Genomic DNA, 15,194 nt, shown 5'->3' with positions numbered 1-15,194 from the left:
ATGGCGGGGTGAGACTTGTCAGGCCAGTGTCAGCCAACTTACTATCTGGGTTCATGTACCCGAACCGCAATGCCATAGCAGCGGTATTGTCAAGGCGACCACCTCCCGATCATGCTGTTACTCTTTTCCCCCCGTTTAACTGCCCGTCTGGCGCTCCTGTTGGTTGCGTTTGGCCTGCTGTTGCCCCGCGCGCTGGCGGAAACGGCCGCGGAGAGCCGGGCGACGGCGGTCAGGGAGCTGGTGCTCGATATCATGAGTTACACCCGCTGGCCCACCGAACCTGCGGTGTTGCGTATGTGCGTGGCGGCGCCGACCGAATATGCCGGCGCCCTCTTTACCATCGATCGTCAGGCCAATGGCCGTACCGTGCAGGTCCATCGTTACGAGGCGAGCGATCCGGCCATCAGCGATCACTGCGATGTGCTCTATCTGGGGGTGCTCGACGAGCCGACTCGGATTGCGCTGTTTGCCCGCCTGCAGGGACACCCAGTGCTCAGCATCAGCGAATACAACCACGACTGCTCCACCAGCTCGGTGTTCTGCCTGCAGACCTCGCCGGACAGCGTGCGGGTGCGGTTTAAAGTGAACCTCGATGCCCTGGCCCTGAGCGGCGTGCGGGTGCATCCCGCCGTGCTCAAGCTGGCCCATGCCGACAAGGGGGTTCCATGAGACGACAGGTGAGCGCGGCTCCCCGCCGTCTGACCCTGCGTCAGAGCCTGGGGCGAACCCATCTGGTGGCCGCCATCACAGCCGTCAGCGTGGCAGGACTCTTTTTTACTCTGGTGGCCCTGCTGGTAGTGCGTTTTTACGCCGACCACAATCTGGAGCTGGTAGCTCGCGCCATCAGCTACAGCGCCGAGGCGGCGGTGGTGTTCCACGATGAGGAGGCGGCGAGCGAGGCACTTAGCGGCATCGTTGCCAAGGAAGAGGTGGCCGAAGCCACTATCGTGCTGACCAATGGCCAGCTGCTCGCCAGTTGGGAGCGCCCCAGAAGCAACCCGCTGGTGACGCTCGAAGACTATCTGGCCCAACTGCTGATGCCGGGGCCTGTCAAACTCCCCATGCTGCGGGGTGGCGAGCAGATCGCCACCATCGAGCTGCGCGGCCACGGTGAATATCTGTTGCTGTTTTTGCTCTCGGCGCTGCTGGTGATGGTGGTCTGTCTGATGCTGAGCGCCATGGTGGCACTCTATGTGGCCGACCGGATGCAGGTCTCCATCACCGCACCGCTGCGTAAACTGGCACTTGTCGCCCACTCGGTACGCCGACAGCGCACCTTGGGGATGCGGGCGCCACCGGCCGATATCGTCGAGATTAACGAGTTGGGGGATGACTTCAACTCCCTGCTGGACGAGCTGCAAGCCTGGCAGGCCCAGCAGGCCCGCGAAAATGCCAGCCTGCTCCATCAGGCGACTCACGATGCCCTTACCGGACTGCCCAATCGCGCCCTGTTTGAAGCGCGGCTCGCGCAGGCCATCTCCCTCGGCGAGCAAGAGGGATTTGCGCTGCTCTATCTCGACTGCGATCGTTTCAAGCAAATTAATGACACGCTGGGGCATAACGCCGGTGACGATGTGCTGATCGCGCTCTCAAGACGGGTGCAACATCAGCTGCGTCCGGATGATCTGGTGTTTCGCCTCGGTGGTGACGAGTTTGCGGTGCTGGTTGGCCCACTCCAGCGACAGCATGAGGTGGAAGAGGTGATTAGCCGCATCCAGCAGGCGATGAGCGAACCGGTGGCGCTGCGTGACGGTCGTCAGCTGGTGGCCGAGGTGAGTGTCGGCTTCGCCGTCTATCAGGCGGGCATGAGTGCCAGCGTGCTGTGTGATCAGGCCGATGCAGCCATGTATCTGGCGAAACGGGCGCGCCGCAGCGAACAGCAAACCATCGCCTGACTGGCAAGAATAACAACATAAACAAGGAGCAAACCATGAAGATCACCCACCTGTTGAAAGTGACCCTGCTGGGGTTGATGTTGTCACTGCTGGCCGGTTGCCAGAGCGCGCCCAAAGGGTTGACCCCGGAGCAGATCGCCGTGCTCAAGGAGCAGGGCTTTTATCTGACCGATGAGGGGTGGACGCTGGATCTGGCCAACCGGGTGTTGTTTGCCAACAACGTGGGGGCGCTCAATCCCCAGACTCGCCAATCCGTTGAAAAACTGGGTAAAACACTGCTTGGCGTAGGGTTGGACAAGGCGCGGGTGGATGGCCACACCGACAATACCGGTGAGAGCAGCTACAACCAGCAGCTCTCCCTGAAGCGGGCCCAGTCAGTGGCCGATGTGCTGGTCTCGGTCGGCATGAAGCCGGCCAATCTGGAGATCCATGGCCGTGGCGAGACCATGCCGCTGGCGGATAACAAGACCAGAGAGGGCCGGGCCGCCAACCGCCGGGTTGCCATCGTCATCAGCGATCAATAACCCTTCTCATCATTTCATTACCCATAAAAAAGAGCGCCCGACCTGCGCTCTTTTTGATCGCGACAGCTGGGGTCGCGAGGGCATGTGGGGGCAGGGTTACTGCGCGCTATTTTGCCCGTTATTGTCGTGATGACTGCGCAGGCGGATGTTGATCATCTCCACCACCAGCGAGAAGGCCATGGCGAAGTAGATGTAGCCCTTCGGAATATGCAGGTCCATCCCCTCGGCCATCAGGGCGAAGCCCACCAGGGTGAGGAAGGAGAGGGCCAGCATCTTGATGGTGGGGTGGGCATCGACGAAATCACCGATGGATTTGGCGGCAAACATCATGATGAAGACGGCGATCATGATGGCCAGCACCATCACCGGCACGTGATCGGCCATGCCGACCGCGGTGATCACCGAGTCGAGGCTGAACACGATATCGAGGATGGCGATCTGGATCAGGGTGCTGATAAAGCCCGAGGCCGCTTTGCTGACGCTCTCCGGCTCGGCCGCCCCTTCCAGGGTGACGTGGATCTCGTGGGCACTCTTGCCGATGAGGAACAGGCCCCCCAGCAGCAGGATCAGGTCGCGGCCGGAGATGGCTTCACCCAGCACGGTGAAGAGCGGATCGGTGAGGCGCATCACCCAGGCCAGCGAGAGCAGCAGCAGGATCCGGGTACCCATGGCGAGCCCCAGACCCAGAATACGCGCTTTTTGACGCTGCGCCTCCGGCAGGCGACCTACCAGGATGGAGATAAAGATGATGTTGTCGATGCCCAGCACGATCTCGAGCAGGGTAAGGGTGGCGAGTGCGACCCAGGCAGAGGGATCAAGAACCCATTCCAGCATGATTGAACCTTGGTTGAAAATTGGTTGGAAAATTGAAGCAGCGCATTCTAGCAGGGGCGCCACTGCTTGTCCCAGAGGGGGGAAAAGATAAAAATGGTGGCCATCGCAAGGGAGGGTGGCATGTTTCGATTAGGGTTCATTATTAATCCGGTCGCCGGGATTGGTGGCGCAGTGGGGCTCAAGGGCAGTGACGGCGTGGTGGATGAGGCGCTTGCTCGTGGTGCCGTGCCCAAGGCGCAGGAGCGGGCGCGGCAAGCCTTGTTGCCACTGTGCGAGCTGAGCGTCCCGTTCGAACTGCTGACGGTGGCGGGAGAGATGGGGGAGGCGGTGGCCCGAGAGCTGGGATTGCCCTGTCGGGTCATCTATCAACCGGTCGGGGAGAGCACCTCGGCCGATGATACCCGCCACGCCGCTGAGTTGATGCGCGAAGCCGGGGTCGATCTGCTGCTGTTTGCCGGTGGCGATGGCACGGCGCGGGATATCTGCGCCGCGGTGGGGGAGTCTTGCCATGTGCTCGGCATTCCCGCGGGGTGCAAGATCCACTCCGGCGTCTACGGGGTGACGCCTGCCGCCAGCGGGCGGGTGGTGGCGCGGATGATCGCAGGGGAACTGCTCAGCCTGATCGATGCCGAGGTGCGCGACATCGACGAGGAGGCGTTTCGCGCGGGCAAGGTGCGGGCCCGCCACTACGGCCAGCTGAAGGTGCCCGGCGATCTGCGTTACGTACAGGCGGTAAAACAGGGGGGCAAGGAGTCCGAAGAGCTGGTCTTGGCGGATCTCGCCGCCGGTGTGGTGGAGCAGATGGAGCCCGATACCCTCTATCTGATGGGCTCCGGCAGCACGGTGGCAGCCTGTATGGCAGAGCTCGGTCTGGAAAATACTTTGCTCGGTGTGGATCTGGTGGAAAATGGCCGACTTATCGGGCAGGATCTCAGCGCCGCCGAGATCCTGACCCGGATCCGCGGCCGTCGCTGCCGACTGATCATTACCCTGATCGGCGGACAGGGACATCTGTTCGGGCGCGGAAATCAGCAATTGAGTCCTGAGGTGATTCGGTGTGTCGGGCTGGAGAATATCCAGGTGCTGGCAACCAAAGCCAAGCTTGCCGCCCTTGCGGGCAGGCCGCTGCTGGTGGACACCGATGATCCCGAATTAAACCGGGCGTTGCGTGGTTATCTGCGAATAACCACGGGATACAAGGATCAGGTCATCTACCCGGTGGCCAACCCGGAATAGGACGCCAAGGACGCTGCTGGCCTGGCGCCAGAGAGCTGCAATCAACCGGATTGCGGTTCCATACCCCCGAATTTTTTGCCGCAAATGAGGCTGCGTTACATGACGATTCACGATTTTGAGCACAAGTTGTTGGGACTGATCGACAGCATGGTTGCTACCGCGACCGACGATGAGCTGTTTGCGGGGGGTTACCTGCGAGGTCATATCTCATTGGCCGTTGCCCGGGCCGAGTTGGAAGGCAAGACCCTGGTGCGGGACGTCAAGAGCTATGTGCTGCGCAGCCTCAACGAGGCGATCTTGCAAGGTGAGCTTTCTGAAGAGGATGAAAAACTGGTGCAGGCGATGTGGAGTCGTTTGCAACAAGACGCAGAAGCTTGATCGGATACACAATTCAAACTGAAGTTTGAGTTTATCCTTCCCCTGAAGTTAGTGAAAGGTTAATAATAAGTTTCGCCTTTTGTTTCAGGGATTAAACTATGGCCTCCTCCTCACGCATTGCCAATAAACTGCCGCTCGAGATGCTCTATCACTGGGAGCGGCAGTGTCCTGATCGAACCTACCTGCGTCAAACCATCAACCGCGAATATGTCGATTTCACCTGGGGTGAAGTGGCCGATGAAGCGCGGCGGATGGTGACGGCCTTGCGTCACCTCGGTCTGGTGGCCGGTGACAAGGTGGCGCTGCTCTCCAAGAACTGCGCCCAGTGGTTTATCGCCGATCTGGCGATGCAGATGGGGCAGTATGTGAGCGTGCCCATCTACCCGACTGCCAACGTCGATACCATCGAATATGTGCTGCGCCATAGCGAGGCCAAAGCGATCTTCGTCGGCAAGCTGGATGACTGGAAGAGTCAGGAGGCGGGCGTACCCGCCGATCTGCTGCGCATCGCCTTCCCCTATGACACCATGCCAGCCAGCCACCAGTGGGACGATCTGCTGGAGGCGCATGAGCCGATCCCTGACAGCCCGGTGCAGGCCCCTGACTCCCTGCTGAGTCTGGTCTACACCTCCGGCAGTACCGGCAAGCCGAAAGGGGCCATGCTGAGCGTCGAGCGTTACGCCTGGTCGTGCGAGAAGCTGGTGGAGACGGTGAGCCTGAGCCAGGCCGATCGGGGTTTCTCCTATCTGCCGCTGGCCCACATTACCGAGCGGGTCTACATCTACGGCGGCAGCCTCTATGGCGGCGCTACCATCGCGTTCCCTGAATCCCTCGACACCTTTATCGAAGATGTCAAACGCTGCCGTCCCACCGTCTTTATCTCGGTGCCGCGGCTGTGGGCCATGTTCCGCATCAAGATCCACGAGAAGCTGCCCCAGAACAAACTGGCGTTGCTGCTCAAGATCCCGCTTATCTCCGGCCTTATCAAACGCAAGCTGCAAAAGGGGCTTGGGCTGGATCAGGCCCGGGTACTCGGCTGCGGCTCAGCGCCTGTCTCCCCTGCGCTGCTTGAGTGGTATCTGAGCATCGGCCTCAAGGTGACAGAAGCCTGGGGTATGACCGAGAACCACGCCTACTCCACCATCAACTACCCGTTCCGCGCCGACAAGATCGGCACCGTCGGCAAGGCGGGGATCGGGGTGAACATCAAGATCTCTGACGAAGGGGAGATCCTCTGCCGCTGCGAAGGGATGATGCTGGGTTACTACAAGGATCCCGAGCACAGTGCCGAGGCCATCGATGCCGAGGGGTGGCTCCACACCGGTGACATGGGCAAGCTGGACAAGGAGGGTTATCTCACCATCACCGGCCGGATGAAGGATGTGTTCAAGACCGCCAAGGGCAAGTATGTGGCGCCGGTGCCCATCGAGGGACTGCTGGGGCAGGAGCCCATTATCGAACAGCTCTGCGTGATTGGTTACGGCATGCCGCAGCCCATTGCGCTGGTTCAGCTGGCCGAGAGCGCCATGAAGGGCAATCGGGAGGAGGTGAATGCCAGACTGGAAGCGGCGCGGGTACGGGTCAACGATCAGCTGGAATCTCATGCCAAAATTCGCGGCATTCTGGTGGTGAAAACCCCCTGGAATATCGAGAACGGTGTGCTGACTCCCACCATGAAGATCAAGCGTCACCTGCTGGAGCAAAAGTACGCCCAGGTCGGGGATCGCTGGCCCTCATCCCAGGTGGTGGTATGGGAGGAGTAACTCCCGTCTTTCCATAGCGCACCAAACAACAACGGCCCTTGATGGGCCGTTGTTGTGTTTGGGGCATTTCACTCGCCGCTGTTTTGTCGGCGAGTAAAAGCGCGCCCGGTTAGATCTGCGCCAGTGCGGCGGCCAGATCGGCGATCAGATCGTCCGCATCTTCCACCCCGATGCTGAAGCGGATGAGGTCGTCGTTGACCCCGGCGGCGAGGCGGCTCGCCTCGTCCATGGCGGCGTGAGTGGTACTGGCCGGATGGCAAGCGAGACTCTCGAGATCCCCCAGACTCACCGCCTGCACGAACAGTTGCAGGTTATCGAGCAGGGTGGCGCAGCGCTCAAACCCGCCTTCCAGCTCAATGCTCACCATGCCGCCAAAGCCGCTGGCGAAGGCGCCGAGGGCATCGTGGCCCGGATGGCTGGTAAGCCCCGGGTAGATCACCTTCTTCACCGCCGGATGGGTGGCCAGAAACTCGGCCACTTTCTGGGCATTGTGCAGGTGGGCATCCATCCGCAGCGGCAGGGTTTTGACCCCGCGCTGCAGCAGGTAGGCCTCCTGCGGGCCGATGGGGGAGCCGATATGCTTGAGGGCCACGGTGCGGATCGATTTCATCAGGGCGTGAGAGCCTGCCACCACCCCGGCGATGATGTCGCCGTGGCCGCCCAGATATTTGGTGCCGCTGTGCATCACCACATCGACCCCGAGCTCCAGCGGGCGCAGCAGGTAGGGGGTGAGGAAGGTGTTGTCACACACTGTAATGGCGCCCACCTTGCGGGCCGCTTCCACCACCAGCCGCGGATCCACCACCTTGAGGGTGGGGTTGGTCAGGGTTTCGAACAGTACCACCTTGGTGGCGGGGCGGATGTTGGCCAGCAGATCCCGATCGCTCTCGTAAGCGGTGACCTTGATGCCGGCGCGGCTGAAGGTTTGCTTGAGGAAGGCATCGGTGCCGCCGTAGAGCGGGCCGATATAGGCCACTTCATCACCGCTGTCGGCCAGGGCATACATGATGGCGCTCACCGCCGCCATGCCGCTCGCCACCACCAGTGCTTCGTCGGCTCCTTCGAGGGCTGCCAGCTTCTGCTCCAGCTCGGCGGTGGTGGGGTTGCCAAAGCGGCTGTAGATAAAACCCGGGGCTTGACCTGCAAAGCGCTCCTTGCCCGCCTGGGCGTTGAAGTAGCTGAAGGTGCTGCTCTGGTAGAGCGGGGTGGTGAGGGCGCCGGTCTGGGGGTCGATCCGCTGGCCGCTGTGTACGCTCATGGTCTTGAATTTCATCGTGTTGCTCCGTGATGGCCAGGCTCTGGCCATGACTTGTTTTGTTGTTCGTTGCTTGTTGTTTTTGTCAGGGCGGGTATATCCATGCTGCTTGTGGCTTATGCATATACCCGCCTGCGGATCTCAGCGTTGCTTAGGCCGGTACCGCTTCGCTTTCAGTGCGTGGAAGGCGAGCGGGTTCCACCGGCCCATAGTGACGCGCCGCCACATCCGGGTGGGAGCGCAGCCGCCCTTTCAGCACATTCTCCCCCACCTGATAGAAGAGCGGGTTGGTCGGGTCACTCTCCGGCCCTTGCGCCTGCGCTGCCAGCGCGGGGGAGAGGCTGAGCAGCGGCACGGTGGCATCGAGCCGCGCCGCCATAAAGAAGGCGCAGGAGAGGCGCGAGACGCCGGGCGGCGGGCTCACCACCCGATGCAGGGTCGCCTTGAGATAGCCGTTGGAAGCCAGCTCCAGCAGCTCGCCGATATTGACCACCAGAGCGCCCGGCAGAGGGGGCGCAGAGATCCAGCCGTCGGCCGTCTCGACCTCAAGCCCTGAATGATTGTCCTGCATCACCAGCGTCAGGTAGCCGGGATCCTTGTGGGCGCCGACCCCCTGACTGCTGCCGCCCGCCTCTTGCCCCGGGTAGTGAATGAGCTTCATGTGCTGATAGGGGGCGCCGCGAATGCTGGCGTCAAACACTTGGGCCGGTTGCTCCAGCACCTCGGCAAAAGCAGCCAGCAGGATGAGGGTGATATCGCTCAGCCGATCCTGCCACGCCAGCAGATGGGTTTTCATCTCGGGCAGGGCGGTCGGCCACTGGTTGGGACCGATCAGCCGCTGCCAGGGTTCACGGAGCAGGACCGCAGGCAGGGCTTGCGCCTCATTCATGATATCGAACTGCTCGCGCAGATCCGGCCGCGCTCGGGTCAGCTCGGCACCGACCCGGTTATAGCCGCGAAAGTGGGGGCTGTTGACCATCTGCACCGCCAGCTTCTCCTGCTCCGGCAGGGCAAAGAAGCGCTCTGCCAGCGCCAGAGTCTCTCGCTGCTCGGCGTCACTCAGACCATGCCCTGTCAGATAGAAAAAGCCGACGTCGCGGGCGGCCGCGGCCAGCCTGGCCAACATAGGGCGACGCAGGTCGGGTGCCCCGTTGAGGGCAGCCAGATCGATGATCGGCAGTGGTGAATGTTCCATGTGCACCTCCTCACTCTTTCGTTATCTCTGGCGCCATCTCTTCTGCTGCCTCTGGTGCGGGCTGGCCTGATGAGCGGCAAACGGGATGGCGCGACAGTGTGGCGGTATGCGCTTGCGGTGTGGCGCCATCTGGAATGAAGGGGATGCTACTGTTCGGTGTTATAAGACGGAAACAACAAATTATTCTTAGTTATATACAAAATTCGAAATGGAATTCGGATCCTGATGGGCTGACGGGTTTTTGCGCCGCCATTGAGAGCTAAAAAGGGAATGATTGGGAGGCAAGCTGCCAGCGGCAAAAATGGCCAAAACAGAAGGGAGGCGGATGCCTCCCTTCTGTTTGAGCGGGTGTTCACCTGACCGGGTGCGTAGGTGAGTGACCGCGCATCTCTGGCCTTAACCGACTGTGGGCTCTCAGTAACCCAAGGTAAAGCGCTGGCGCTGGTGAGCCGGTTTTTCCACCTCGTTCAGCACGCCATCGGCCAGATCACCGGCGGTGATCCCGGCAGGCTGTTCGCCACTGAACAGCACCTGATCGCCACCAATCCGATAGCCGCCGCGCTTCTCGCCCGGTTCCAGGAACACCGGGGGAGAGACAAAGCGCCAGTCGAGGGTGGTTTCACGGCGCAGGGCGGTGAGACCGTCGCGGGCCGCCAGCGCCCCCTGTTTCCACTCGGCCGGAAACTCCGGGGTATCCACCAGTTGCACGCCGGGGGCTACCTCCAGACTGCCGGCGCCACCTACTACCAGCAGCCAGCTGTTGGCCGCTTTGACTGCTGCGACAATCGCGTTGGCTCCCTTGAGGTACTGGTCGTAGATATCCGGTGTGGTCCAGCCCGGGTTGTAGGCGCTGATCACTCGATCGTGCCCCTGGAGCACCTCGGCCAATGCCTGCGGGTTTTGGGCATCCACCGCCACGGCGGTGACCTGCGGATGGGCGGCCACCTTGCTGACATCGCGGACGATGGCGGTGACGTGATGGCCGCGGCTGATGGCCTCGTTCAGGATGGCTGAACCGACAAAACCGCTGGCACCGATCAGGGCAATCTTCATGGGGAACTCTCCTTCACTGTTGGAATGGGGCTATCCTACGCCGCCAGTTATGATTTAATAATCACCTCAAAAATGCATTCACTTGTAAGCTGGATTTAATAATGGAACAGCTCAGACGTTACGCCATCTTCGCTGCCGTGGTGGAAGCGGGCAGCATGACAGGGGCGGCCAAATCCCTCGGCATGACCCCCTCTGCCGTCAGTCAGCATATCAGCCAGCTGGAGAGCCTGCTCGGGCTGCCCCTGCTCCATCGCTCCACCCGTCGCCTCAGTCTGACCGAGGCGGGGGAGGTGGTGTGGCAAGGTTGCCGGGCGTTGCAGCAGACCCTGAACGAGACCGAGCTGCGCCTCTCCGAGGTGCGCGACGCCCTGCTCGGGGAAGTGCGGATAACCGCCCCGGTGGGGATGGCGGGCCAGCCGCTGGCGCTGGCATTGTCCCCGCTGTTGCAGGCTCACCCCGGCCTCACCATCCAGATAATTGCCGATGACGAAAAGCGGGATCTGATTGCCGAACGGATTGACGTGGCATTGCGGGTCGGCACCTTGCCCGACTCGACTCTGGTGGCCCGCAAACTGGGGCAAACCCGGATGCTGCTCTGCGCCGCCCCCACCTATCTGGCGCGCAAGGGGACGCCGCGCACCCCCGCCGATCTGGCCGCCCACGATTGGCTCTGTGGCGACATGCTGGGCAACGGTTTGCTGCTGCTTGACGAGAAGGGGGGCGAACACAGGGTGAGGTTCAAGGCCAAGGTGCTCTGCAACAACGTGTTGCCCCTGCGCCAGTTTGCGCTGGCAGGGCAGGGGATCTCGCTGCAACCGGAGGGGGAGATTGGCGAGGATCTGGTGCAGGGGCGTCTGCTGGAACTGCTGCCCGGTTTTCGGGTGCAGCCGATGGAGATCCACGCCATCACGCCACAGCGGGAGATCCCGGAGAAGGTGCGACGGGTGGTCGAGGCGCTGCGCAGCTACTTTGCAGGCGCCTCCTGACACATATCAATGCGGCTTGGCCTAGCTGTCAGTTGGGCTCTTGCCCGCCAACGAGCGGGCGGCGCCACAGATAGAGTCCGATTGCCAGCAGCAAGCTGCCCAGAAAGAGCCAGCGAGCGTTCCCCCATTGGCCGTTGTCCGTCATCAGGGCCGCCAGCAACAGGGGGCCAAGCAGCTGACCGAGGTTGGCGAGCTGGACAAAAAATCCCTGCACGATGGCCAGTTGTACCGGCCCCTGACTCACTCCCTGCGCAGACGAGAGGATAGCCGGCGGCGCCATGCCACCCGACAGGGAGAGGACGAGGCACAATCCATAGGACCACCATGGCGACAGGCCGGGCCAGAAGGCGAACATGCCGCACAGCGCCATCAGGCCCAGTGCCCAGCTGATGAGCCGATCTCGCGCCACGCCCCGGCGCAGCAGCCATGCCCCCATCAGGTTGCCGGGAATATTGGCGACCACCGCCAGTGCCGAGAGCAGGGCGATCTGGCTTTGGCCAATCCCGGGGCTGCCTTGCAACATGGTTGGCAGCCAGACAAAGAGCGCCCATAGCATCAGGCTGTAGAGCGTGAACGCCAACCCGTAGCGCCAGAGTGCCTTCTGCCGGAGCGCAGTGAGTTGGCGCAGCGGTTGGCCCACATTGATCGCTCTTTGGGGCGTCCCGAGCCGCAGCCCATCTGCCGAGCGACTGGCGAGCAGAAGCAGCAGGGCAGAGAGTTGCGGGATCATCAGGATCAGCCAGGCCAGTCGCCAGCCACCTTGCGCCGTGAGCCAGGGGGTGAGCAGCATACCCGCCGCCGCCCCGAGAGGCAGGTTGACCGCCCACAGGCTCAAGGCCAGTCGCTTATCCTCCTCCCGGGTCACCGCCACGATAAAGGCGGGCATGGCCACCGAGACCAGCAAAAAGCCAATCCCCTCGACAATGCGCGACAGCAGCATCATGGCCAGCCCGGTGGCGGGCAGCGCCAACGCCCCGCCTGTGACGATAACCAAAAGCCCGACAACCCCGGTTTGCCGCCCACTCCAGCGGGTCAGCAACAGGCCGAGAAAGAGACTGCAGAGGATCGCCAGCGTATTGAAAGCTGAGGCGAGATAGCTGGCTTCGACCAGAGTCAGCCCCAGCTCGCTGCGCAGTATGCCGAGCACTGCGGGCACTTTGCCAAGGCAGAGAGCGCCGCTGGCACCGGCGAAAATGGCGAGGAAGACCAGAGGCCAGCGCGTGCTTTGTGGCTGGTGGCCAGCGAGCGTGCTCATGGCCGATATTGGCCGTTGCGCAGCCACTCATCGTTGAGCTGACCAAATTCGCCGCGCTGATAGGCATGCAGCCGATCTGCAATGGCGTCGTGGCTGTTCATGACGAAGGGGCCATGTTTGACCAGGGGTTCATTGAGCGCCTGGCCTGAGAGAAGCACGAAGTGGCAGGGCTCGGTGGCCTCAAGCTGCAGAGCCACCGCCTCGCCACCATCGGCAGAGAGGCTGACACCCATCCCGTGACCTGCCGGGATGAGGTGCCGCTCTCCCTCCGCCTGCAGGGTTAGCGATCCGGTCAGGGGATAGATCATGGCATTCCAGCCAGCCGCCAGCAGATGGGTGAAGCGGCTGCCAGGCGCGCAATGGCCATCGAGCAGGGTAAAGGGTTGGGGCAGTTCTACCGAGTGTGGTGCCGTTATCCCGTTGCTGTGGCCTGCGACCACCCGTACTCGCACCCCTTCGCCATGAAACTCGGGGATGGTGGCAGCGGCTGCGTGGACGGCAAAAGGCGACATCATCTTTTGACGGGCAGGCAGGTTGACGAAGATCTGCAGGGCGTGGACATAGGGGGATGCCCCTTCCGGCTGCTCGGTATGTACGGCCCCGCGCCCGGCCGCCAGCCAGTGGAGCGCGCCCGGTTCGATGGGGCCCTGATTGCCGAGGGAGTCGTAGTTGACGTGGGGGCTCGTCGAATCCTCGAACAGATAGGTGACGGCAGAGATCCCGGCGTGGGGATGGGGCTCGAAGGTGGGGGCGGTCATCTGGAAGTGATCCACCATCACCACGGGGTCTATCAGACCGTTGAAAAAGTGTTCGCCAAAATGGCTGGCTTCAAAGCCGCTGCCAATGCGTAGCGGTTGGCCCTTGACGGGGGCGGAGAGAGTCAGGCGTCTGGTCATCGATATAACCTCTTGAAGACAAAAGAAGCCTTCGGTCATCTGACCGAAGGCGGGGCGAGTTACGACTTCTTGGCACCCTCTTGCATCTGCCACACCAGGGTGGCGAAAGGCATGTCGAGGGCGCTGTAGACATCGTGCGCCTTGGGGTCGACGTTGCTGCGCAGCATCTCGACCGCGGCGGAGGCGTAGTCGGTGACCGGGATACCGGCCCCCAGCAAGCGTTGCAGCCCAGTGGTGCGCTTGGCTTCGTTGAAGGTGCCGGAGGCATCGAGCACCACCCGGGCATCATAGCCGGCAGCCTTGGCAGAGAGGGCCGGGAAGCTGGCGCAGATCTCGAGGGATACCCCGGCGATGATCAGCTGTTTGCGGCCGGTCTTCTCAATGGCGGCGCGCACGGCAGGATCGTCCCAGGCGTTGATGACGGTGCGGTTGATCACCTTCACATCCGGCAGGGCGCTGGTCAGTTCGGGCATAGTGGGGCCCCACATGCCATCGGGCATGGTCGCGGTCACGATCACCGGCACGCCGAGGGCGCGGGCGGCGTTGGCCAGTGCCACCACGTTGTGCTTGAGCTCGCCCACCGTGGTGTCGCGCACGCCGCTCAGCAAGCCGACCTGATGGTCGACCAGCAGCAGTACCGCATTGTCTCGGGAGAGCATCTCCAGATAGCGGTTGGGTGATACGGTCGGATGGCTGGCAGCCTCGGCGGCCATGGCCGGTGTCGCTGTGGTGGCCAGCGTGGCGGTCAGGGTCGCCAGACCGAGCAGGGTGGCAGAGCAGATTTGTCGCAGTTTCATGGTGAACTCCTTGTGATATCGGAACAGTCAAACGGCCCTTGCTGGTGGGTGGATTGCCCGCGCAGCAACCGTCTGATGGGGACAGGGCCATTATGATGGCTGCAAAAATGGCGACAATCTGGTGAAATAGGTTCTTATCGTTCTATTGGTAGAACGATGTGAATGCACCTCACCCTGACCAAGGCTGCCCGATGACACCACTGGAACTTGATTTGAATGATCTCTATCTCTTCACCCATGTGGTGCAGCGACAGGGATTCACCGCCGCCGCGCGAGCGCTTGGCGTGCCCAAGTCGCGGATCTCGCGCCGGATCCGGCTGCTGGAGGAGCGGCTGGATACCCGGCTGCTGCAACGTACCTCGCGCCAGCTCAGCCTGACCGATGCCGGTGAGGTGCTCTATCGCCACTGTCAGGCGATGCTGGCCGAAGCGCAGGCCGGAGAGGCGGCAGTGCGGCAACGGCAGCAGAAGCCGAGCGGTCTGGTGCGCATCAGCGTGCCCATTACCATTGCAGATGCGCTGCTTGCCCGTTTGCTGCCCGCTTTTATGGCGCAATACCCCAAGGTGAGGCTCGCCGTGCAAGCCAGCAATCGGCAGGTGGATCTGCTGGAGGAGGGACTGGATGTGGTGATCCGCGGGGTGGCCTTCGAGCAGCCCCCCTCCAGCCTGGTGCAGGTGCCGCTCTGCACGGTGCAGTGGGGTGTGCTGGCGACCCCGGCGTGGCTCTCGCGCCACAATGCGCTGGCGCACCCTAGCCAGCTGGAGGGAGAGGATGCCCTGCTCTTCAGCTCGCTGGAGCGTCAGGCCGATCTGTTGCGGCTGCGGCACGATAGCGGGGAGAGTGAGGAGGTGGCGGTCAATGTGCTGCTGCGCAGCGACAATGTGCAAACCCTCAAACAGGCGGCGCTGGCGGGGCTCGGGATGGTGGGCTTGCCACTTTACGCCTGCGTGAATGAGCTGGCGGATGGGCGGCTGCAACAACTGCTGCCCGAGTGGCGTCCCAAAGATGGCAAGCTGGTGATGCTCTATCCCGCGCGGCGCGGTCTGTCACCGGCGGTCAGGGCCCTCATCGACTTTATCAAGGTGCAGTTGCTTGCACTGCTGGCAGAGGTCGGTCAGCCACGCTGA

At 62.3% G+C, this 15,194-nt stretch carries 15 protein-coding genes; 8 read left to right on the top strand and 7 right to left on the bottom strand.

Annotated features, from left to right (window positions below; all coding sequences use genetic code 11):
• The first annotated feature begins 111 nt into the window (after positions 1–111).
• From I6L34_RS01345 to I6L34_RS01335, 3 genes are read left to right on the top strand one after another with little or no spacing between them, the layout of a single operon-like run.
• On the top strand, positions 112–669 hold the full coding sequence (locus I6L34_RS01345) for a YfiR family protein (protein ID WP_005333646.1): 558 nt from the start codon (positions 112–114) through the stop codon (positions 667–669).
• A complete protein-coding gene (locus I6L34_RS01340) occupies positions 666–1,895 on the top strand; it encodes a diguanylate cyclase (protein ID WP_139732016.1) in 1,230 nt (409 codons plus the stop codon). Before I6L34_RS01345 ends, I6L34_RS01340 begins: the two co-directional genes overlap by 4 nt.
• 35 nt (positions 1,896–1,930) lie before the next feature.
• Positions 1,931–2,419, top strand: a complete 489-nt coding sequence (locus I6L34_RS01335) for an OmpA family protein (protein WP_005333642.1) — start codon at positions 1,931–1,933, stop codon at positions 2,417–2,419.
• 96 nt (positions 2,420–2,515) lie between these two features.
• On the opposite strand, the gene I6L34_RS01330 is transcribed toward I6L34_RS01335, so the two are convergent.
• Positions 2,516–3,253, bottom strand: coding sequence for a TerC family protein (locus tag I6L34_RS01330; protein ID WP_005352619.1), 738 nt, complete (start codon positions 3,251–3,253; stop codon positions 2,516–2,518).
• 120 nt (positions 3,254–3,373) lie between these two features.
• Here I6L34_RS01330 and I6L34_RS01325 point away from each other — a divergent pair, with 120 nt between their 5' ends.
• The 3 genes from I6L34_RS01325 to I6L34_RS01315 all read left to right on the top strand — a co-directional run bounded on the left by I6L34_RS01325 (position 3,374) and on the right by I6L34_RS01315 (position 6,630).
• Entirely contained in the window at positions 3,374–4,489 is a 1,116-nt protein-coding gene (locus I6L34_RS01325) for an ATP-NAD kinase family protein (RefSeq protein ID WP_216955417.1), read from the top strand.
• 99 nt (positions 4,490–4,588) lie between these two features.
• Complete coding sequence (locus I6L34_RS01320) at positions 4,589–4,867, top strand: YfcL family protein (RefSeq protein WP_005333639.1); 279 nt, start codon at positions 4,589–4,591, stop codon at positions 4,865–4,867.
• Positions 4,868–4,965: 98 nt separating this feature from the next.
• Positions 4,966–6,630 carry an AMP-binding protein gene (locus I6L34_RS01315; protein WP_216955416.1) on the top strand — a complete coding sequence of 555 codons (1,665 nt, stop codon included), beginning with the start codon at positions 4,966–4,968 and terminating at the stop codon, positions 6,628–6,630.
• A 109-nt stretch (positions 6,631–6,739) separates the two neighbouring features.
• Here I6L34_RS01315 and I6L34_RS01310 read toward each other — a convergent pair whose 3' ends face one another.
• The 3 genes from I6L34_RS01310 to I6L34_RS01300 all read right to left on the bottom strand — a co-directional run bounded on the left by I6L34_RS01310 (position 6,740) and on the right by I6L34_RS01300 (position 10,133).
• Entirely contained in the window at positions 6,740–7,903 is a 1,164-nt protein-coding gene (locus I6L34_RS01310) for a PLP-dependent aspartate aminotransferase family protein (RefSeq protein WP_216955415.1), read from the bottom strand.
• 133 nt (positions 7,904–8,036) lie between these two features.
• Entirely contained in the window at positions 8,037–9,080 is a 1,044-nt protein-coding gene (locus tag I6L34_RS01305) for an isopenicillin N synthase family oxygenase (protein ID WP_216955414.1), read from the bottom strand.
• Positions 9,081–9,494: 414 nt separating this feature from the next.
• The gene (locus I6L34_RS01300; RefSeq protein ID WP_216955413.1) at positions 9,495–10,133 is read right to left on the bottom strand and encodes an NAD(P)-dependent oxidoreductase; all 639 of its coding nucleotides are present in this window, start codon (positions 10,131–10,133) and stop codon (positions 9,495–9,497) included.
• A gap of 101 nt (positions 10,134–10,234) precedes the next feature.
• Here I6L34_RS01300 and I6L34_RS01295 point away from each other — a divergent pair, with 101 nt between their 5' ends.
• On the top strand, positions 10,235–11,119 hold the full coding sequence (locus I6L34_RS01295) for a LysR family transcriptional regulator (RefSeq protein ID WP_216955412.1): 885 nt from the start codon (positions 10,235–10,237) through the stop codon (positions 11,117–11,119).
• A gap of 28 nt (positions 11,120–11,147) precedes the next feature.
• Here the strand turns inward: I6L34_RS01295 and I6L34_RS01290 are convergent, their stop codons facing one another.
• Genes I6L34_RS01290 through I6L34_RS01280 form a run of 3 tightly spaced genes read right to left on the bottom strand, consistent with a single transcriptional unit; the run spans position 11,148 to position 14,067 of the window.
• On the bottom strand, positions 11,148–12,374 hold the full coding sequence (locus I6L34_RS01290; RefSeq protein ID WP_216955410.1) for a CynX/NimT family MFS transporter: 1,227 nt from the start codon (positions 12,372–12,374) through the stop codon (positions 11,148–11,150).
• On the bottom strand, positions 12,371–13,270 hold the full coding sequence (locus tag I6L34_RS01285; protein ID WP_216955407.1) for a pirin family protein: 900 nt from the start codon (positions 13,268–13,270) through the stop codon (positions 12,371–12,373). The genes I6L34_RS01290 and I6L34_RS01285 overlap by 4 nt, the downstream gene beginning before the upstream one ends.
• A gap of 59 nt (positions 13,271–13,329) precedes the next feature.
• Positions 13,330–14,067, bottom strand: a complete 738-nt coding sequence (locus I6L34_RS01280) for an isochorismatase family protein (RefSeq protein ID WP_041210334.1) — start codon at positions 14,065–14,067, stop codon at positions 13,330–13,332.
• Between the two features lie 191 nt (positions 14,068–14,258).
• On the opposite strand from I6L34_RS01280, the gene I6L34_RS01275 reads away from it, so the two are divergent.
• Positions 14,259–15,194, top strand: a complete 936-nt coding sequence (locus I6L34_RS01275) for a LysR substrate-binding domain-containing protein (protein WP_216955405.1) — start codon at positions 14,259–14,261, stop codon at positions 15,192–15,194.

This window comes from Aeromonas sp. FDAARGOS 1404, assembly GCF_019047085.1.
GTDB lineage: Bacteria > Pseudomonadota > Gammaproteobacteria > Enterobacterales > Aeromonadaceae > Aeromonas > Aeromonas veronii.
Note: the sequence above shows the minus strand (reverse complement) of the source record. Positions and strands in the feature narration are given on the sequence as shown.